The 18,076-nt window shown below is 59.5% G+C and carries 19 protein-coding genes; all 19 read right to left on the bottom strand.

The annotated features are described in order from the left end of the window. A partial coding sequence (gene mtrB / locus PLN84_RS09810) for a tetrahydromethanopterin S-methyltransferase subunit MtrB (protein ID WP_348532039.1) occupies positions 1 to 266 on the bottom strand: 266 nt, incomplete at its 3' end. Further along, entirely contained in the window at positions 267 to 1,121 is an 855-nt protein-coding gene (gene mtrC, locus PLN84_RS09815) for a tetrahydromethanopterin S-methyltransferase subunit MtrC (RefSeq protein WP_292382355.1), read from the bottom strand. Further along, positions 1,122 to 1,973 (bottom strand): tetrahydromethanopterin S-methyltransferase subunit D, encoded by an 852-nt coding sequence (gene mtrD, locus PLN84_RS09820; protein WP_292382353.1) that lies wholly within the window; start codon positions 1,971 to 1,973, stop codon positions 1,122 to 1,124. It abuts the gene before it with no gap. Further along, a complete protein-coding gene (gene mtrE, locus PLN84_RS09825) occupies positions 1,970 to 2,869 on the bottom strand; it encodes a tetrahydromethanopterin S-methyltransferase subunit E (RefSeq protein ID WP_348532040.1) in 900 nt (299 codons plus the stop codon). Before mtrE ends, mtrD begins: the two co-directional genes overlap by 4 nt. A gap of 194 nt (positions 2,870 to 3,063) precedes the next feature. Next, a complete protein-coding gene (mcrA, locus tag PLN84_RS09830; RefSeq protein WP_348532041.1) occupies positions 3,064 to 4,770 on the bottom strand; it encodes a coenzyme-B sulfoethylthiotransferase subunit alpha in 1,707 nt (568 codons plus the stop codon). A 6-nt stretch (positions 4,771 to 4,776) separates the two neighbouring features. Further along, on the bottom strand, positions 4,777 to 5,538 hold the full coding sequence (gene mcrG, locus PLN84_RS09835; protein ID WP_292382348.1) for a coenzyme-B sulfoethylthiotransferase subunit gamma: 762 nt from the start codon (positions 5,536 to 5,538) through the stop codon (positions 4,777 to 4,779). 14 nt (positions 5,539 to 5,552) lie between these two features. Next, entirely contained in the window at positions 5,553 to 6,176 is a 624-nt protein-coding gene (gene mcrC / locus PLN84_RS09840) for a methyl-coenzyme M reductase I operon protein C (protein ID WP_292558829.1), read from the bottom strand. A gap of 1 nt (position 6,177) precedes the next feature. Then, positions 6,178 to 6,660 carry a methyl-coenzyme M reductase operon protein D gene (mcrD, locus tag PLN84_RS09845; protein WP_348532042.1) on the bottom strand — a complete coding sequence of 161 codons (483 nt, stop codon included), beginning with the start codon at positions 6,658 to 6,660 and terminating at the stop codon, positions 6,178 to 6,180. Between the two features lie 11 nt (positions 6,661 to 6,671). Beyond that, the gene (gene mcrB / locus PLN84_RS09850; protein WP_348532043.1) at positions 6,672 to 7,976 is read right to left on the bottom strand and encodes a coenzyme-B sulfoethylthiotransferase subunit beta; all 1,305 of its coding nucleotides are present in this window, start codon (positions 7,974 to 7,976) and stop codon (positions 6,672 to 6,674) included. Between the two features lie 363 nt (positions 7,977 to 8,339). Continuing rightward, positions 8,340 to 9,146, bottom strand: coding sequence for a formylmethanofuran dehydrogenase subunit C (locus tag PLN84_RS09855; RefSeq protein ID WP_292384355.1), 807 nt, complete (start codon positions 9,144 to 9,146; stop codon positions 8,340 to 8,342). Positions 9,147 to 9,158: 12 nt separating this feature from the next. Then, entirely contained in the window at positions 9,159 to 10,865 is a 1,707-nt protein-coding gene (locus PLN84_RS09860; protein WP_292384353.1) for a formylmethanofuran dehydrogenase subunit A, read from the bottom strand. Between the two features lie 3 nt (positions 10,866 to 10,868). Then, positions 10,869 to 12,182 carry a formylmethanofuran dehydrogenase subunit B gene (locus PLN84_RS09865; protein WP_292384351.1) on the bottom strand — a complete coding sequence of 438 codons (1,314 nt, stop codon included), beginning with the start codon at positions 12,180 to 12,182 and terminating at the stop codon, positions 10,869 to 10,871. Further along, positions 12,179 to 12,580, bottom strand: coding sequence for a molybdopterin dinucleotide binding domain-containing protein (locus PLN84_RS09870; RefSeq protein WP_292384349.1), 402 nt, complete (start codon positions 12,578 to 12,580; stop codon positions 12,179 to 12,181). Before PLN84_RS09870 ends, PLN84_RS09865 begins: the two co-directional genes overlap by 4 nt. 32 nt (positions 12,581 to 12,612) lie before the next feature. Next, positions 12,613 to 13,038 (bottom strand): hydrogenase iron-sulfur subunit, encoded by a 426-nt coding sequence (locus PLN84_RS09875; protein ID WP_292384347.1) that lies wholly within the window; start codon positions 13,036 to 13,038, stop codon positions 12,613 to 12,615. Next, positions 13,039 to 15,060: a CoB--CoM heterodisulfide reductase iron-sulfur subunit A family protein gene (locus PLN84_RS09880; RefSeq protein WP_348532044.1), complete on the bottom strand. Its 2,022-nt coding sequence runs from the start codon at positions 15,058 to 15,060 to the stop codon at positions 13,039 to 13,041. 11 nt (positions 15,061 to 15,071) lie between these two features. Then, positions 15,072 to 15,974: a CoB--CoM heterodisulfide reductase subunit B gene (hdrB, locus tag PLN84_RS09885; RefSeq protein ID WP_292384343.1), complete on the bottom strand. Its 903-nt coding sequence runs from the start codon at positions 15,972 to 15,974 to the stop codon at positions 15,072 to 15,074. 4 nt (positions 15,975 to 15,978) lie between these two features. Beyond that, the gene (gene hdrC, locus PLN84_RS09890; RefSeq protein ID WP_348532045.1) at positions 15,979 to 16,560 is read right to left on the bottom strand and encodes a CoB--CoM heterodisulfide reductase subunit C; all 582 of its coding nucleotides are present in this window, start codon (positions 16,558 to 16,560) and stop codon (positions 15,979 to 15,981) included. Between the two features lie 10 nt (positions 16,561 to 16,570). Further along, positions 16,571 to 17,740: a 4Fe-4S binding protein gene (locus tag PLN84_RS09895; RefSeq protein ID WP_292384340.1), complete on the bottom strand. Its 1,170-nt coding sequence runs from the start codon at positions 17,738 to 17,740 to the stop codon at positions 16,571 to 16,573. Positions 17,741 to 17,755: 15 nt separating this feature from the next. Continuing rightward, complete coding sequence (locus tag PLN84_RS09900; protein ID WP_292384362.1) at positions 17,756 to 18,028, bottom strand: 4Fe-4S binding protein; 273 nt, start codon at positions 18,026 to 18,028, stop codon at positions 17,756 to 17,758. Positions 18,029 to 18,076: the final 48 nt, after the last annotated feature.

Genomic DNA, 18,076 nt, shown 5'->3' on the forward strand with positions numbered 1-18,076 from the left:
ACGACACCGGCAACCAGAAGGCCGATTGCCATGCCATACCAGAATGCGGTCACGCCTCCGGCGACGTTGAGAACTCCCTCCCGGTTCGGGAACGAAGCCAGGAAGTTGCCCTCCCCGGAGAGCATGCCGACCAGGTCGTCGGTAATCTTCTCGAGTTCTGCTACCTGCTCGAGTACGGGGGTATACGACACACCTGCGGTGGTGACGACGCCGACCAGCGGGTCGACGACCAGTCCGTACTCAGGCAGTACCTGAATGTATGCCATTTACGCACCTCCCTTGGGCTCCAGGATCGGCTGTGCGTCGAGCCACGCATAGGCGTCACGCTTCGAGAGCGCGATGTACTGCGTGTAGGTGTAGATCCACCCGATGACCGATACCAGCAGCGATATGAGAGCAGGGATGAACCCGATAAATGCGAACGATATGATCGCAACGGTGATCATGGAGAGGAAGCCGCACTCTGCAGCGAGCATGAGCGTCCGGTCCTGCCGCTCCCCCGGCCCGAGACAGGCGTTGAAGGAGTGCTGGATGGCGATGGCGCCGAGCATGAAGATCACGGCGATGATGCTGCCGCCGATGAGGGAGAATTCGTAGGTCTCGACAGCGAAGCCGAGGATCGAGATCTCGCCGGTGATCATGCCGATGAACTCGAACGTTCCGCAGGCCATCGCCGCGAGACCGAGCACCGTCATCGCGCCGACGATTGCAAGTTCCGTCAGGGAGATGATCATGACCGGGATGTCCATCCGGACGACATGATTTGCCATTACTCCGGCGACCGCACCGATGATCGCGGCGATGATGATCGTCACGATGGGCGCAGCGATGCCGGTCGTCGCTCCGAAGAGCGCGGCGATGACACCGGACCCGAGCGCGATCATGCCCGCCGACGGGACACCGGTACCGAGACCGTAACTGCAGAGGTGCTTGATCGTGTCGGTACCCCAGATGAGCGCGACCACGGCAGCAAGCCCGCCGAAGAATGCGAAGTACTGGGTGCCGGTGATCGTGTTTAAGTATGTCAGGTAGATGAGGACAAGCGATCCCACGAGGCCGTAGATCACGAGCTGATTGTGCGGGATGCCGCCTCCTGCTCCTGCTTCAATCTTTACCGACATTTAGAACACCCCCACCAGTTCGAGCAGCCCGATCGAGAAGATGCCTGCAACAGCGGATGCCACAGCGGCCGCGATGACCGCTCTCGGGAACCGTTTGAACTTGGGGTCATGCGGCCCTTCGATCGTACCGGTGATGTTGTATGCGGCAAGCACGGCGTTCATCAGGAACATACCGACCGCGAAGACACCGGCAAGCGAGATGGCGACGGGCGCGATCTGCTCGACCGTTGTGTCCAGGATTGTAGGCAGCTGTGCCTGGTAAATATCGAGGAGTTCAAGGTAGATGAGCGTCCCGCCGAGACCACCGAGTGCGCCGCCGATGACACCGCCGACCCAGGAGATGAACGGGAGGCCGTGCCCCTCGGTACCCTGGCTCTTGTACTCGGGGAAGGTGTCGCCCGTGATCGGGTCTTTTGCGACTTTACCGGAAGCTGCCGGGATACCCATGCCGAAGACGTAGATGATGTTGACCATCGTGCAGGTGATCGCCATCAGCAGCCCGCCACCGACCGCACCGCCGGCGAGGGCCAGCGGGAGTCCGAGGGGGGCAGCCCATGCGCCACCGAAGAGTCCGGCAAGGCCGGCGCCGGCGGCAAGCATCGCGACACCGGTCGCGATACCGGGTGCCTGTCCCATTGCAGCGGGGGCACCGCCGACCGGGACGAAGTGGACGCCGAACCCGATCAGGACGCCGCCGATGATGATGCCGACGAGCGCGATCAGCCCGGCCATCTGTGCGAAGAAGAAGGCAAGCACAAGTGCGACGATGATAAGAACTATGCCGATAGCGATGCCCATTCCTGTCGGGGACTGGACACCCCCTGTCTGTTTAGGTCCACCGAGCGCGCTCATGACGATGCCTCCTCAGGGGCCGTGTAGGGTCCGAAAGTCTTCCTTGCCCAGACCTCGATGTAGCGGTCGATGATGGCAAAGATCAGGATGATAACGATACCGATGATGACCGCTCCCCATCCGGCGGCGAGCGGCTCAAAGACAACGGTACGCCAGAGTTCGAAGAAGACGATCAGGCCAAAGCAGATCCCCGATGCGGGGCCGCCGAGTTTGGCGCTGAAGAAACCGTTGTCGAGCGAGTTGCGCTGTCCGGCTTCGGCGTAACGGACGATGTTGCCGGACGCGGAGATCGGAACACCGGCTCCAAACTTCTGCTCCTGGTACTGCCGCTCCTTTCCGTAGAACGGGTTACCGGTTGCAGACCCGGCTGCACCGAGCGCGATACCCCACACGAGACCCAACAACGGGAGCGGGAAGGGGTGACCGAGCGCGGTGATCATCAGGTGACACATCGCGACGGTGGTGAAGATTGCTACGAACGCGTGTGCCATGGTCACGGTCGTCATCGACTTCAGGATGTCGATATAGACCGGCTGTCCAAACTTAGCGAGACTTGCAGTACGGCCGAGGTATGCGGTTGTCGCATAGACGCCCTGCACGAAGACCGCGAGAGCGCTCCCGAGCACAATTGCAAGTATCGGGTTTATCTGCATCGCCATGAATGCCCAGGCAAGGCCTGCACCCAGAGCAACCCAGAGGCCGTACGCGGGAGGTTCACCGGCAATTGCCTTGTTAAAGATGCGGTGAATATATCCCATCTGCGGAGCAAGCTGAACCTGTGAGTTCGGGTCACCCTGTGATCCGATATCAGACTCAGTGTCTTCCGCAGCGCCGGCGACGGTTGCAAGAGCACCTGCCAATGCGGTAATGCCGATGCCAAATACGATCTCTTCCATTCAGCATCCTCCTCCGGTGCTCGCGGCACCAGAGTATAAGTTCAAAACCTTTTTGGTTCATTTAACAGTTGTTTATGACTTAATTAAAGGTTTCGAAAAGTTGCGCCGCTATAGCAATGAAATGTAAAAAATCGTCCGGAATGCCCGTTTTGGGCATGTTAAGTTACGCTAAAGAAAAAAAAGTTGATTTAGGGTTACCGCGCCGGGATGATGAGCGAACGCTCGCCGGCGGGCATGAACTCGCGGATTGCACCCTTCGCGAACTCGCGGCGGGGCTCGGCGAAGTCGAACTTCAGGGCCGGGTCGGCGAAGCAGATCTTCACCCGCGGGTCGAAGCACCATGCGTCGCCACGGCCGTAGTGGGCACCACCGGTGATCGCGGCGTACTCGCCCTGGTGACCGACGTTCATCGCGTAGTTCGGGTAGTTCGGGCCACGGAGTTCTCCCATCAGGCCGCGGTCGGACTCCATGGAGAGGGAGTTCGCAGACCCGCACTGGTCCTGGAGGTCGTAGCCGAAGAAGCCGAGACGCGACCATCCGTCCTTGTGCAGGAGCATGCAGAGGTACCAGGCGTTCAGGCCGGCGTTGGAGTTTCCGGTCGCGATGGAGGTCGACAGACCGCAGGCGGCGGCAAGCACACCGGCACGCTGGGACCCGCCGAAGTGGTCCTCCATCATGGTCGGGAACTGCTCGTACTGCTCCATGCCGTTGAAGGCGACCTCGGTCGAGATGTCGTTGACGATCTCCTGGGTCGGCTTGACCTTGTCGTTCGGGCTCGGGTTCTTCCAGTCGACCTTGTACTTGTCCTTGATGTAGTCCATACCGTAGTAGGTGAACTCATCGAGGATGTTGTCGGTGTAGGCCGCGGTCGCGTACTGGGTGAATCCGACACCGCCGGACATGTAGGAGCCGAGCCAGATCTGGTCGTAGAGCATGGTTCCGGCGCCGACAACCTCGAGGGAGGCCCGGGCGGGGTCGTTGGGGTACTTCCGGTTCGCCTGAACGATATCCGAGAAGAGACCGAATGCAAGGCCACCGGGCTCGTTCGGGCCACGGGCACGCCGGGCGGGCAGGTGGGACGCCATCTGGATGACACCCGCGTGCTTCGCGGCGTAGGAGAGGTCGGCGACGGCTGCTTCGCCGGCGCACATGCGGTAGGCGCCGATGAAGGACATACCGATCTGCATCGCAGACCACCGGGAGGTCGTTCCACCGTCGCAGGTCCGGACGACTGAGGTCGGGATGTGGATTGCCTGCCAGAGGGACTTTCCGACGGCGGCGGAGAGAGCCTCGGCCTGCTTGGCGGGGAAGGCCTTCTCGACGTCGATGACGAACTGGGGTTCGATATCGTCGGCAAGTTCCTGGTCGCCGGTGAAGACCTTGACGTAACAGTCGTCGACGAGGCCGGGGTGAGTCTCGACCATGTGTTCCTGGACGACGGCGCCGCCGGGCATCGCGTGGTTCAAGATGTGAAGGTATTCGTTGATCGTCTCGGGGGTGACTTCCTTGCCCAGACGCTTCTGCAGGGTCTGGTGAGCGAGGTCCATGTTGACGATGACAGTCCGCCGGATGTCGTCCCACATCTGCTGCATCGCAGCGTTGTTGACGAAGTGCAGGTCGTCACCTTCGACGAAGACGCCGGTGCCGGAGACCTCGTAGGTCATCAGCTGGCGCTGGCCGAGCGGGATACCGCCAAGGTGGCAGCGCACGGGGTCGTACATGGAGATACCGCGGTCCATCTCGACGGCGCGGCTGGCCTTCACGAACTCCTCCTTGCGGGGGGACTGGTGGTACCCATTGAAGTTGTAGTACTCGGCCGTATCAGACTGGACGTCCTGTCCCTGGAATTTCTCCTTGAGCGATTTCAGGAACAGCTTCTGGGATCTTTCAATCTTTGCCATATTCAATCACTCCTTGGGAAGGAACCCGTATTTCGTCCGCAGCGTGTGGATGCGCTGGACGTACTCGATGTATTCGGCATCGTCACGGTACGGGGTGCCACCGAGTGAGTGGAAGATCGTCGTGCGGGCCTTAAGCCACTTCTCGTCGAGCGGCTTGCCGACGGCAACCGCACGGTCGAGGGGCTCACCGATCTGGTTCTTGACGTAACGGACGATGCCGTCATCGCCAAGGACACTCCTCTGGAGCATGTCGAACATCATGCCGTTCTCGGCAAGACGGAGCGAGTGACCGTGCACGGTCGCACCACGGATGCCGGTGCGGGCTGCGTCGAGGAGCTCGGTGTTGATAAGTTCCTTGGAGTACTTCTCGAGATCGCGCTCGCGGCACTCGACGATCTGACGGCCGGAGAGCGTACCGGGGTCGATACCACGGAAGCGGTAGCACTCGGTGTAGGTCCGCTGGTAGGGCTGCGAGGGGGCGAAGAACATCGAGTCCGCGAACTGGATGTAGCGGACACGGTCGCCGGCCTTGGCACCGTCAGTCGGGGTTACAATCTTGCGGATGGGGCAGTCGGGTTCCTGCTGCTCGGCGAGCGGCGGGTGGGCCGTCGGATAGGCGGATCCCGGCGCCCTGTGGCCGAGGATCAGCACGATATCCTCGTCTGTCACATCGCGCATCTTTTCAAGCTTCTGGTTGGGGTTCATCTGCTTGCGCCGGTTCTCGGCGACCTTGGATGTACCCGGTCCGTATTGGGGCTTGTATGCCATGTCTCAATTCACCTTCATGTTGGGCTTTTTAGCACTTTCATAACGGCACGAACGACTTCTGCCAATTTTTCCCTGCCAGGGGTCTGACCCCGTGTCACACCGCTGACGATATCCATCACCATGCCTTTCGTCTTAACCCGGTCGGGCGGCGGCATAACAACCGCTGTCCTGACTCCCTCCTTTGCGAGATCTTCAAAGTCTATCGGGACCTGAGAAACGACGATCGCCCTGATCTTCACGTGCTCAAGGATAAACCGGATCTTCTGCACCACATGAGAGCGGACATTCCCGTGGTGCAGGATGGCGACCTTGTGCTGCTCGATCTGAGCAATCTCCTTCTCCGTTAGCCCGAAGTAGGCTCCGAGGACATGACCCTTGATAGGTGAATCTGCCGGGACTCCGCTCCCTGCGTTCAGGACAAGCGTGGTCACGGAGAACTCCGTCCCTTCCCTCCGGAGGCCGGAGGTGATGTCGCAGACCGGTTTTGTGACGTGTCTGCGGCCGGGGGACATTCCAATCACGATCACATCCGGGGACCTGGCTTCAGAGATAGTCCCGCGCTGGGCAAGACCGCCTCCTTTTCCCATCCCCATGCTCTCGCGGCAGTCGACGACCTGGGTTACTCTTCCGATAGGCATCTTACTTGGTTCCCTGAATGATAATGGGACCGTCTTTCTTTCTTGGATCGACAAGTCCGAGAATATCTCTGTCGGCGTCAGGTCCGTACTTCGCGTAGTCGGACGTTGTCGGCTGGGTCTTCATGTATCGTCCCTTCTGGACGATACAGGAGAAGTCCTTATCGGCAAAGACTTCGTCAACTGCTTCCCCGATAACCGGAATGTACGACTCGTCCTCGAGTTCCAGGATGATTGTTCCGACCTGCACCTGGAGCTGGACGTCCTGGTCTCCGACACGGATAACCTTACGGTCCGGATGGGGGTTGGGTTTCCCCCGTGCCGGGCCGTACGGAACGGTGGCGGGGAGGTTTGGTCCATTGATGGACATCCGGCGAATCCCGCCGACCTGAACAAGTCTGTTCAGGAGTTCTTCTACCGTATCGGGTCTGAGGAATCGCGCAGAAACGATTCGAACCTGAGGGTATATGGCGTCAGTCATTAGCATCCTTATGTTATTTACACACCCTGTGCGATCTGCTGGATCGGCTTGTTGAAGACGTCGACCTTGCCGTAGGTGTCGGCATAGATCTTCGAGGTGCTCTCGGGCGAGAACATCTGGGTTCCGGCGTCGAGCGCCGCTGCAGCGACCACACACGGGATAGCCACGCCTGCGGCGTGCCTGGTCACGACGTGGTTGCCGTTGAAGATACCGGGGCCGCCACCGCCGTAGATCGAGTGGCTGAAGAACGAGAACCCGACAGCGGTACCCATGACACGGCCGTAGTCGGTGCTCGGGAGACCGGTCTCGTGCTCAAGCAGGTCGTTGAAGTAGAGGAGCGTCGCGGAGACCGCCTGGGCGAACCGTCCGGCACCACAGTTGACGATGGTGGCTGCCATGGTTCCCGCAGCGGCGTAGGCGTTCCAGAGCATGGGGTCCTTGGTGTCGTAGAACTGGAAGTACCCGCCCTTCTTGCCCGGGGTGATGACCTTGTCCTCGATGGCGCGCTCGACCAGGCTCTGGACGACCGTGCCGATGGTTCCGGTCGCACCGTTCGCCTTGACGAGGTCGTAGACCATGTTGTTCGCGTTCAGGCCCTGGTAGGCGTACGCGAGCAGCTGGGCGCGCTCGAACGGTCCGATGGCGTTACCCATCTCAAACATTCCTGCCTGCTCGAAGGTGGACGAGAGTGCGGCGCCCTGCATAGCGTTCCGGTTGGTCATCATGACACTGTGGTTGACCGGGATGTTCCGGAGCGCGTAGCCGAGACCTTCGTTGTTCTGGGGGATCGACAGGATCGACGTGACGTTAGCGCCGGAAAGATCCATCGTGTGCGGGTAAGAACCCCAGACTGCCGTCTTGACCATCGCTGCGTCGAACGCTCCGATGTTGAACTGCTCGACGAGCGAGTAGGTGGTTGCGGCTGCGACCGAGGTGATCGCGGCATCGTAGGTGGATGCGGCCTCCAGGCGGACGCTGGGCACCTCGACGAGGATGAGTTTACCGCCGCCGAACTCGCGGATGTTGGTGTTGTCACCCTCCTCGACCTGGACCATCTCCTTGATCTTGGCGATGACGGCATCCTTGTTGCCGACGATGTCGAGATTCATCTCGCGGCCCATGACGTTCCCCTTTGCGACCTTTCCGGTCTTCAGGGATTCCTGGATGCCGCCCAGGTTGACTGCGACCGTCCTCTTGGTCAGGTCGATGAGTTTCCTGGTCGCCGGGTTGACCAGCGGGCTGATCTTCTCAAGCGGCACACCACTCTTCAACTGCTTGCCTGCATCATCATACAGGTCAATAGTTTCCTTGTATTTCGCCATAATCTTTCTCCATTACCCTCTTTATGTGCATACAGTCCGTAACTGTGAAGTGAACACTAAAAGTATCGCTGGTTGTATCTGATGGTAACTACTGCACGTCCTCGTGGGACAAGAGATAGTAACCTTCTCTGATGATATAAGCATTGCTATTTATGTCTACGATCAGATATATATCCGGAGTGCAATACCAGATATCTGCTAGATAAAGGTCGATTGCACGGGATAGTGAATTTATTATACCCCCTCAGGAGGTGGTATGGATCACTTAAAAGTGTAAGACTTTGTGCTACTTTTTTAGCGCCCGGCGTGCGCTATCTCTATAGATTTACATCCCTTCGTATGCGCGGTAGAAAAATAGGGGGTTCAGGCCTTGACCAACTGGTACAATTTGCCGTAGATCTTCTGGCCTTTCCTCTTTCGGTGGCGTTCACCAAGGTCACCCTCATAGAGAGCAAACCGACCTTTGGTGCCGTTCACCTCAATATCGACATCCTCACGGTATGCAAATCCGGGCATCATAACGTCGATGTTTCCAAAGACGTAGATCTCGCCCTCCACCATCTGGCCTCCAAGACGGCTCTTCGCATTGCCCTTGATGACGATCTTCCCACCTTCGGCATGGGTGGCGACGTGAACGTCGACATCGCCGCCGACGACGATCTCGCCGCCGTTCATGAAGGTGCCGAGATCGCTTCCGGCATTGCCTGCGACAGAGATCTTCCCGCCGGCCATCCCACGCCAGTCGCCACGGTATGCGGCGCCGAGATAATTCCCGGCATTGCCGGTGACGGTGATCTCACCGCCTTTCATCCCGGTGCCGGCAAAGGCGTCAACGTTCCCGTTCACGGTGATCTTGCCGCCCTGCATCCAGGCGCCGACGTACATGTCGGTGTTGCTGTTGACGACGATCTCGCCGCCGGTCATCTGCTGGCCGATCCTTTTAACCCGGGAGAGGTCGCCGCCGACGACGATCTTCGTCTCGGCCGGGGTCGCTCCGGCTTTGCCGGAGACGTCGAAGAAGTCTCCGAGCCGGTGCTGCTCTCGCCCTACGTAAACAGGGAGGTCGACGATCTCTTCCGCCTTCTTCCCGGCGAACGCATCGGGAGTGATGGTGTCAGCCTCGAGGTACAGCCCGGGCTGGTTCTTTATGGTGAGTGTAACGGTTTCCATCCTTCTCTCCCCTCACTGTGTAGCATCAACCTCAATCACGTACGGGTTCGGAAGATAGTGGCCGCTAACCTCGTAGTTGTTTAAGGTGACGGTGTAGTAGCGGAGGAACTTCTCCTTGACGTCACGCATCACCTGCGGGTTCTCGTTGACTTTAGTGTTCACCCAGAGCGTCCGCTTGTTGCCGTTCGAGACGATCTCGTGGTCGTCGATGACCTGGACCCCCGCCTTGAAGAGGCATTCTGCGTTCGAGAACGCCGTCTCGATAGCGTCGGGCGCGTAAGGCTCGTTCGGGTTGAAGTCGAAGACTGCAACATCTCCTTCGAGGCCGGGCGCAAGTCCGCCGTACATGTGCGAAAGACCGAGCGACTTTGCCGGTCCTGCGCGGGTCATCTGCGCGATCTCGTAGAGGTCGAGTTCGCGGTCGATGCCGGCGAGGTTGGTCGCTTCGATGACCTTGTCCTTGTGCTTGAAGGCGTCGAACTGCTGCTTCCTGGCCTCCTCGCTCATGAGCCACTTCATGATCCGCGGGTAGCGGATGAACGGTCCGGCGTTCGGGTGGTCGGTGGTCATGAAGACACGCATCGGGTCTTTTGCGAGCAGAGCGAGTTCAAGACCGATGCACCACTGGATGGCGCAGACCTTGATGTTCGGGCTGTAGACGTAGGGCACGACACCGGACCCGGTCTCGAGTTCGACATCGGCGTTCGCCCACTTCAGGTGGTTCAATTCCGTGAGGTGGTGCTCGAACGGTCCGTCGGCGGTCATCGTCGTGGTCTCGTCGAGCGTCACCTGACCCATGTCGATGGTGAGGTTGTCGTGCGAGTTCACGTAGGCCATGATGTCCTTTGCCCTGGACTCCACGTTCGCCCAGGAGTCTCCACCGTAGGAGTGGAACTGGACGTGGGTATGGTGCATCACCTGATCGCGGCCGAACTTGCTGTTCGGCTTGATACCCTCCGAGAGCTTGAACGTGTCGAGCGTCGTCGTGTAGTTGCCGGGGTTCCCGAGGTTGTTCGCGTGAACGTGCATCGAGTGCGGGAGACCGAGATACTCGTTCGCTTCGATGAGGCCCTTCACGATCTGGGCCGGCGTGATGTCGAAGTAGGGGACCGGGTCGTGAACGTTATCGCAGTTCAGGCCCCATCCCCAGGCTTCGGTGCCGCCGGGGTTGACGACCTTGACCGCGTAGCCCTTCGTGGCTCGCAGGAGCCAGGCGATGTAGGCGGCGGTGTTCTCGATCTCGTGGTTCTTGAGATACTCGAGCACGAACCAGTTGTTCCCGAAGACCGGGTAAGCGCCCTGGTCGAGGATCGGTGTGTCCCGCATCTCCTCGTGGGTGTGCCGGGCGTAGAGCGGCGGCATGGCCGCTTCCATCACGGTGGTGTAGCCCATGCGGGCGTAGTTGTAGCCGGTCCGGAGCGTTGTCGGGACCGAAAACCCACCCTGCATTCGTTCGATGCCGTGTCCGGGCTTGTAGGTGAAGAGTTTGTCTTCGGGGCGGAAGTTACGACCGATGTTTACCTTCGGGCCGGCAACATGAGCGTGGACGTCGACACCGCCCGCCATGACGGTCTTACCGCTGGCATCGATGATCTTTGGGCTGCTGAGAGCCGTTGTCTCGACGATCTTGCCGTCCTTGATGGCGATATCGGCCTTATCTCCCTTGATCCCGAGAACCGGGTCGAAGACGAAACCGTTCTTAATGAGAAACTCTGCCATCGCTTATACCCCCTTGAGTTCCTTGACGCGTGCGAGGACGTGTGTGAGGAACTCTTCGTCGGTCATCATGCCTTCGGGGGCATCAACGACCTTTCTGGTCTCAATCGGTACGTTATCCATACGGTATGCGCACCCACCTATCTCGACGCCCACGAAGGCGACCGGGACATGGACCTTGCAGACCTCGGTGGTCGGGGTCTCATGGGGATCGATAGCGACTGACGGGAGGTCATAGATCTTCTTGACCGAACTGAACGGGAAGTGCGCGCCGGGGTCGCTGCCGAGAACGAAGACCGCGTCCACCTCGTCCCTGCGGAGCAGGTCGTTCGAGGTCGTCTCCCCGGGGTTGTAGCGGGCGAAGCCGCGGGAGAGGTCCACCGCGTAGGGGAACCCGAAGAGCCAGCCCCAGACCTGACCGGAGCCGGTAACGTTGTAGTGCCCGCGCATCGGCATGATGGCGGCTTTCGTGTACTCGTTCAAGTCACGGGTGACAGCGATGGCCGCGTCGATGTTGTGGTTCTTCCCGATCGACTGGGTCACACCCATACCGAAGAAGATGATCGCGAACCTGCCGCTCTTGAGCGTCTCGGCAACCTCGTAGATCTTTGCTTTCGGAATCCCGGCGACGACGTCGGGGAGTTTCTCACCTTTGAACGCCACGCGGAGAGCATCGAGGAGCTCGTAGTCGCGTCCCTGCTCGATCTGGAGGTGGACATCCGCGATGCTCGCGGTGTCGGTGGGGCGCGGGTCGACGACGATCACCTTTCGGCTCGCATGACCCTTGCCGGTGAAGAATCCACGGGGGAAGATCGAGTAGCGGGACATGTGCCTTGGGTGGGCATGTGCCGGGTTGCAACCCCAGAAGAGGATCCGGTCGGCACGGTTCTTGACCTCCCCGAGCGTGCAGCTTGGGATACCGATATCCTGAACCGCGATGAGGGAGGTGCCGTGGCAGACGGTAGCCGTGTTGTCCATGACCGCTCCGACAGCTTCACCAATCTCGGACCCGACGGACTGGGCCTCACAGTTTGTGGAACTCCAGCCATACATCAGGGGTTTCTTTGCGTCGGCAAGCATCTTTGCCGTGTACTCGATTGCTTCGTCGTAGGAGATCTCCTTCCAGGAGCCGTCTTCCTGCCGCATGCGGGGTCGGGTAATACGGTCCTTTGCCTGGGAGTGGAGGAACTTCTCGGCGCCGATGGCGCACGCGTTGTAGACTTCGAGGAGCTGCTTGTTGTCATCGCTGACAACGACCTCAAGGTCGTCGCAGAGCGTTCCGCAGAACGGGCAGATAACGTCGGTTACAGTCTTCGTCATGCTAGTTCACCCCTGCACCCCTTGCGCACCAGTTCCAGTGAGCCGAGTACGGGTTCGTTTTTGGCGACCTCCACCTGAACAGGTGTACCCTTAAACGTTGGCATGCCGGTAGAGTAGGTGTTCGGATTGACCACCATGTTTGCCCATGGCCCCATCGGTATATATGCCACGCCGGGATGGGGACCCTGGGTTGCCTCGACCGCCTTGACGACGACACTGCCGTAGTCGCTGGTGACACGTACGTGCGTGTTGCGGTAAGCTCCCAGCCTTTTGAAGTCCACCGGGTCCAGCTCGATGATCCCGCAGGCGGTGGTGTAGGCGGGTTTTTCTTTCCCCGCCTCCATGGACACCCCCTGCTGGATGGTGCGACCCGTGATCAAATTCACACTGATTGCCATTGTTTGTATCCCCTGTCTATTGATATTTGATATTACCTGGCAAACTCTTTGAGCGGGCTTGGGCCGAGCTCGTTGATGGTCTTGACGACGTCCGTCATGACCGTCCCCCATTTTGCACCCTCGGATGCGGAGACAAAGGTCATCCTGAGACGCTTGTCGTCAAGACCGATGTTCTTGAGGACACTCTTCAAGAGGAACATCCTCTTGGCTGCCTTAAAGTTGCCCTCAAGGTAGTGGCAGTCGCCGAAGTGACAGCCGGAGACCAGCACGCCGTCCGCCCCGTCCTGGAATGCCTTCAGGATGAAGAGGGGATCGATCCGGCCCGTGCACATCACGCGGATGGCACGGATGTCCGGCGGGTATTGAATACGGGCGCCGCCAGCGAGGTCTGCGCCTGCGTACGAGCACCAGTTGCAGATGATGGCGATGATCTTGGGATTCCAGTTCTCGTCTGCCATTTACTGTTCACCCCCGAGGAGGAATGCATCGATCTGTGCGATGATCTGTGGGGTTGCAAAGTGCTGCATCCAGATTGCACCGCCGGGGCAGAATCCGCCGCAGGTGCCGCAACCCTTACACTTGGCTTCAGTGACCTGCATGACCGTGCGGCCGTCCTTCTCGACGAGCGAGAGGGCGCTGTAGGGGCACTGGTTGATGCACATTCCGCATCCGGCACACTTATCCTCCATGCACTGGGCGAAGTAGGGCTCGAGCTCCACTTCTCCCCTGTGGATCGGAATGGATGCCGCGGATGCCGCACCCTCTGCCTGCGCGACCGTATCGGGAATGTCTTTAGGTCCCTGGCAGACGCCGGCGAGGTAGACACCGGCAGTGGTGGTGCCGCACGGGTTCAGCTTCGGGTGGGCCTCAAGGAGCCAGCCGTCCTGCGAGCAGGAGACACCGAAGAGCCTCCGGGTCTTCTCGGTCTCGGCGCTGGGCTGGATAGCTGCCGCGAGCACGACCAGATCGACTTCCATATCGATTGGCCGGCCGAGGAGCGTGTCCTCTGCGTTGACGTGAAGGTTCTTGGTCACCGGGTCTTCGAGGATGTTTGCCACGCGGCCGCGGATGAACTTCGCACCCTCGTTCTGGATGCGGTAGTAGAACTCCTCGTACATCTTGCCGAAGGACCGGATGTCCATGTAGAAGATGTAGGGGATCGCGCCGGGGATCTTCTCGATGATCTGGTGGGCGTGCTTGAGCGAGTACATGCAGCAGAACCGCGAACAGTACGGCTTGCCGACGCCGGTCGAGTCACGGGAGCCTGCACAGAGAACGAACGCGATCCGCTTCGGAGTCTCGCCGTCGCTCGGGCGGACGAGGTGGCCGCCGGTCGGGCCGGACGCACAGATCAGACGCTCGAACTCAAGACTCGTGATGACGTTGTCGTAGTTCTTGTAGCCCCACTCGAACTTCTTCTCGATGGGGAATATGTCGTATCCCAGCGCGAGGACGACGGTACCGACCTTGACGGTCATGAACTCGTCCTTTGCCTCGAGGTCGACTGCCTTCTTATCGCCGCATGCCTCGACGCAGAGGCCGCACTTGACACAGGCGTCGAAGTCGACGGTGTAGATCAACGGGGAGACCTGCGGGTGGTAGATGTAGATTGCCTTTCTCGGCGCCATGCCGAGTTCGAACGGGTTCGGCTTGATGACCGGGCAGACTTCCGAACAGTCGCCGCAGCCGGTGCAGCCGCCGCCGACGATGCCGCGGACTTCCGCCTCTGCCGGGGTGATGACCCCGCGTGCCTTCTTTCGGAGGGTCACGTCGAAGTTGCCGATGTATCCCTCAACAGCCTCGACCTCGGTATAGGTGAGGAGTTCGATCCCCTCGTTCCGGTAGACATCCACCATCTTCGGGGTAAGGATGCACTGCGAGCAGTCCAGTGTCGGGAAGGTCTTGTCGAGCTGGGACATCCTGCCGCCGATGGTGGGGCTCTTCTCCACGAGGTAGGTCTTGATGCCTGCATTCGCAAGGTCGAGTGCTGCCTGCATGCCGCCGACACCGCCGCCGACGACCATTGCCGCCTTCTCTACGGGGACGCTCTTCGGGACGAGGTCCTCAAGCAGGGATGCCTTTGCTACGGCGATCCTGACTGCGTCCTTTGCCTTGGAGGTGGCCTCTTCGGGCTGGTGCATGTGCACCCACGAGTTCTGCTCGCGGATGTTTGCCATCTCGAACCGGAAGGGGTTTAAGCCGCCCTCCTTGGTCGCGTTACGGAACGTGGGCTCGTGCAGGCGGGGAGAACATGCTGCAACGACGATCCCGGTCAGTTTCTGCTCGTTGATGGCCTCTGCGATCTTGTTCTGGCCGGGGGTCGAGCACATGTACTGGTAGTCATCGGCGACGATGACGTTCGGGAGCGTCCTGGCGTACTCCATTACTGCCTTAACGTCGATGGAGCCCGCAATATTGGTACCACAGTGGCACACAAAAACGCCAATTCTTGGCTCTTCGTATTTTTTGACTTCTGCCATGTATTTGCACCTCACAGGATCTTCTTCAGGAATGGCTCAACATCGATGGCATGGAGGTCGAGTGCAAGATCGTCCGGGCTCATGCCCTGTGCCAATCCCAGGAGTTCATTGTAGTGCAGGACGGGGATGCCGTGTTCGACACCGAACTTCTCCTTGATCTCGATCTGGCCGCGGTCGAACTGGAGCTGGCAGAACGGACAGACTTCGGTGACTGCATCGACGCCTACCTCCTCCATGTTGATCAGCTTTTCGTTCGTGATGTCGAGCGCGTGCGTGATATCGTATCCGCGGACACCGCCGCCGGCACCGCAGCACTGCATCTTGTTGCGGTACTGGACCGGCTCGGCGCCGAGCGCGGCGACGAGTTCTTCCATCCACATCGGGTTCTCGGTGTCCCCGAAGTGCCGCTCTTTGCTCGGCTTCATCAGGTGGCAGCCGTAGTGGACGGCGACTTTCGCGCCGGTCAGGGGGCGCTTGACGCTGTCGGCGAGTTTCTTGACGCCCACGATCTCGGGGTCGTAGTAGAGCTCGGCGAGGTGCCAGACATCGGCGGTCCCCTTGAATTCCATATCAATCTCTTTGAGCACTTCGTTGACTCCGTCGCGGAGTTCATCATTGTGCTTCAGCTTGTGGTTGACTTCCCAGATGGACTTGTAGCACCCGTTGCAGACCAGGGCGATATCCATGCCCATCTGCTCGGCGAGTACGACGTTCCGGGCCGCCATTGCGTACCAGACGTTTAAGTCGATCGAACCGAACGCACCCGGTGCCGGGCAGCAGCTTGCGCCCTTCAGGGGGAGGAGGTCGATGCCGACGTTCTTGCTGGTCTGGATGGCCGCTGCCTCGATTCCCGGATACCGGTTCGGGGCAATGCACCCGAGGAAGAATGCATACTGGTGTTTGTTCTTGCTCATGGTTTCACTCACCCTGTGCCAGTATTCTGTCTGCGTTCTCTTTCAGCCTGTAGTGGTCGAGGATCTTCCTGATGCCGGGCAGGTACTCCGGGTACTTGTGCGTTGTCTCAGGCTCCTCATCGAGGCCCAGTCTCTTCCGGGCGGCACGGTTGGCGTCGTTGTTGGGGACGCCGTGACCACTCTTGTAGATGAGCTGAACCGTCTGGAGGAAGTTGCGCGGAATGATGTCCCGCTTGAACGCGAGGTTCCTCATCGCCATGATCGCGTCGGTCGGCGCGAGGTCACGGGGGCACCGGTCGGTGCAGCTGTAACAGGTGGTGCAGAGCCAGAGGTCGGGGTCGGTGAGGGCTTCTTCCTCGAGGCCGAGGATGGCTTTCCTCATGAACAGCCGGATACGGTACGAACTCCGGGGTGCCGAGGGGCACGAACCGGTGCAGGTGCCGCACTGGTAGCACATATGGGCGGCCGTCTGCCCGATCTTCTCGACATCCTTGATGAACTCGGGGTTGCTGTCAGGGATGTAATATTTCCTGTCCCGAAGTTTCTCAGAGAGTTTCTGGTCCTTGTAGTCTTTCTTTACTGCCATTGACGATCCCTCACGCCTCTTGCGCTTTTCCCAGAACTTTGACCTCAACCTCGCCGGCGGAGGTCTCCTTGACCTTTGACGTCCTCGGGGTGAGCAGTTTCTCCTTGATCTGCTTGAAGAGATCCGTCTCTTTATCCTGCATCCGGATGGCCGTCCGCCGCAGAACGATCGCATCCTCGCTCGGGCAGGCGTTCACGCAGGCGCCGCAGAGGATACAGAAGTCCTTGTTGATGGCGATGTTGGGCTCAATCTCTCCCTTCATCTCCTTCGCCGGGACGGGGGAGGGCAGGTAGAGCGCGTTGCAGGGGCAGACCTCAACACAGGTCGAGCAGCCACCGGGGCACTTCTCGGGGTTGATCTCGATATCTCCCTCGAAGATCTTCTCGACGGTGATTGCTTCCTGGGGGCAGGTCTGGACGCACCAGGTACAGGTGCAACAGTTCTCCTGCTCGATATCGACCTTGCCGGGCAGCTTGTCGCTGACGACCTCACGCTCAAGGGTGATGCACTCCTGGGGGCAGGCCTCCACGCAGATCGTGCAGCCGTCGCAGGTGCTCTCTTCCCACTTGACTTCCCCTTCGATCTTGCCGGTCTCGGGGTTTGCGGGGTTGCGGACGACGGTGATGCTCGGGCAGAGCTCGCCGCAGATACCACAGACGTCGCACTTCTCGGTGTCGACGGTAAACGTGGTCTTCGTCTGCAGTGCGGTCTCACGCGGCCTGCCGGCCTCGTCGCCGCCCTCGAATGCGGGGACATCACGTGCGATGGCGTCCCGCGGACAGACCTCCTCGCAGATGGTGCACCGGTCGCACTTCTCCTCATCGATTACAGTGACCATGTCGTATGTCGGGAACCCTTCTTTCTCAAGGATCGGGAGCCTCTCCTCCCCGTCGACCTTGAGTGTCATCGCGTTGAAGGGACACATAATGACGCAGACGCCGCAATACGAACACTTCTCGGGGTTGACGTCGACAGGTGCTGCATAGTCGATTGCCCCACGGCGTGTCGCACCCACGGGTCCGAGCACGATTGCCTCTTCGGGGCAGGCGTCGACACAGATACCGCAACCTGTACAGGTCTCTGCGTTCAGGATCAGGTTGTTGACTGCCTTCAGGAGCTTCTGCTCCATGATGACATTCTGTCCTTCCCGCGTTTTGGAATACTTTGGAAACAGTGCCATATTCTAATATCACTCCTAAACTTCCACTTTTCGGGCCTTTGCCGGGCTTTCCCACGGTCCCACAAGCTTGATAACCCCATAGGGGCATGCCTGGACGCATACGCCGCAGCCGGCGCAGAGTTCGGAGTTGAAATCAAGGATGACGGCTTTGCCGTCCTTGACCTTGTAAATCTTCTCCTTGGTTACCGGATCTTCGGTAAAGAGCTCAAGAGCATCCACCGGACATGCCACCACGCAGTTATTGCAGCCTGTACATCGTTCCATATTGATGTGCAATGCAAATGCCATGGTATCACGCACCAGATCTGATCGATTAAAAATCGATATAAAAAGAAT

Source organism: Methanoculleus sp. (assembly GCF_035363275.1).
Taxonomy (GTDB): domain Archaea; phylum Halobacteriota; class Methanomicrobia; order Methanomicrobiales; family Methanoculleaceae; genus Methanoculleus.

Excerpts from the sequence above, each read along its gene's own strand:
- mtrC (WP_292382355.1), bottom strand. The coding sequence starts at position 1,121 with ATGTCGGTAAAGATTGAAGCAGGAGCAGGAGGCGGCATCCCGCACAAT.
- mtrD (WP_292382353.1), bottom strand. The coding sequence starts at position 1,973 with ATGAGCGCGCTCGGTGGACCTAAACAGACAGGGGGTGTCCAGTCCCCG.
- mtrE (WP_348532040.1), bottom strand. The coding sequence starts at position 2,869 with ATGGAAGAGATCGTATTTGGCATCGGCATTACCGCATTGGCAGGTGCT.
- mcrA (WP_348532041.1), bottom strand. The coding sequence starts at position 4,770 with ATGGCAAAGATTGAAAGATCCCAGAAGCTGTTCCTGAAATCGCTCAAG.
- mcrG (WP_292382348.1), bottom strand. The coding sequence starts at position 5,538 with ATGGCATACAAGCCCCAATACGGACCGGGTACATCCAAGGTCGCCGAG.
- mcrC (WP_292558829.1), bottom strand. The coding sequence starts at position 6,176 with ATGCCTATCGGAAGAGTAACCCAGGTCGTCGACTGCCGCGAGAGCATG.
- mcrD (WP_348532042.1), bottom strand. The coding sequence starts at position 6,660 with ATGCTAATGACTGACGCCATATACCCTCAGGTTCGAATCGTTTCTGCG.
- mcrB (WP_348532043.1), bottom strand. The coding sequence starts at position 7,976 with ATGGCGAAATACAAGGAAACTATTGACCTGTATGATGATGCAGGCAAG.
- PLN84_RS09855 (WP_292384355.1), bottom strand. The coding sequence starts at position 9,146 with ATGGAAACCGTTACACTCACCATAAAGAACCAGCCCGGGCTGTACCTC.
- PLN84_RS09860 (WP_292384353.1), bottom strand. The coding sequence starts at position 10,865 with ATGGCAGAGTTTCTCATTAAGAACGGTTTCGTCTTCGACCCGGTTCTC.
- PLN84_RS09865 (WP_292384351.1), bottom strand. The coding sequence starts at position 12,182 with ATGACGAAGACTGTAACCGACGTTATCTGCCCGTTCTGCGGAACGCTC.
- PLN84_RS09870 (WP_292384349.1), bottom strand. The coding sequence starts at position 12,580 with ATGGCAATCAGTGTGAATTTGATCACGGGTCGCACCATCCAGCAGGGG.
- PLN84_RS09875 (WP_292384347.1), bottom strand. The coding sequence starts at position 13,038 with ATGGCAGACGAGAACTGGAATCCCAAGATCATCGCCATCATCTGCAAC.
- PLN84_RS09880 (WP_348532044.1), bottom strand. The coding sequence starts at position 15,060 with ATGGCAGAAGTCAAAAAATACGAAGAGCCAAGAATTGGCGTTTTTGTG.
- hdrB (WP_292384343.1), bottom strand. The coding sequence starts at position 15,974 with ATGAGCAAGAACAAACACCAGTATGCATTCTTCCTCGGGTGCATTGCC.
- hdrC (WP_348532045.1), bottom strand. The coding sequence starts at position 16,560 with ATGGCAGTAAAGAAAGACTACAAGGACCAGAAACTCTCTGAGAAACTT.
- PLN84_RS09895 (WP_292384340.1), bottom strand. The coding sequence starts at position 17,740 with ATGGCACTGTTTCCAAAGTATTCCAAAACGCGGGAAGGACAGAATGTC.
- PLN84_RS09900 (WP_292384362.1), bottom strand. The coding sequence starts at position 18,028 with ATGGCATTTGCATTGCACATCAATATGGAACGATGTACAGGCTGCAAT.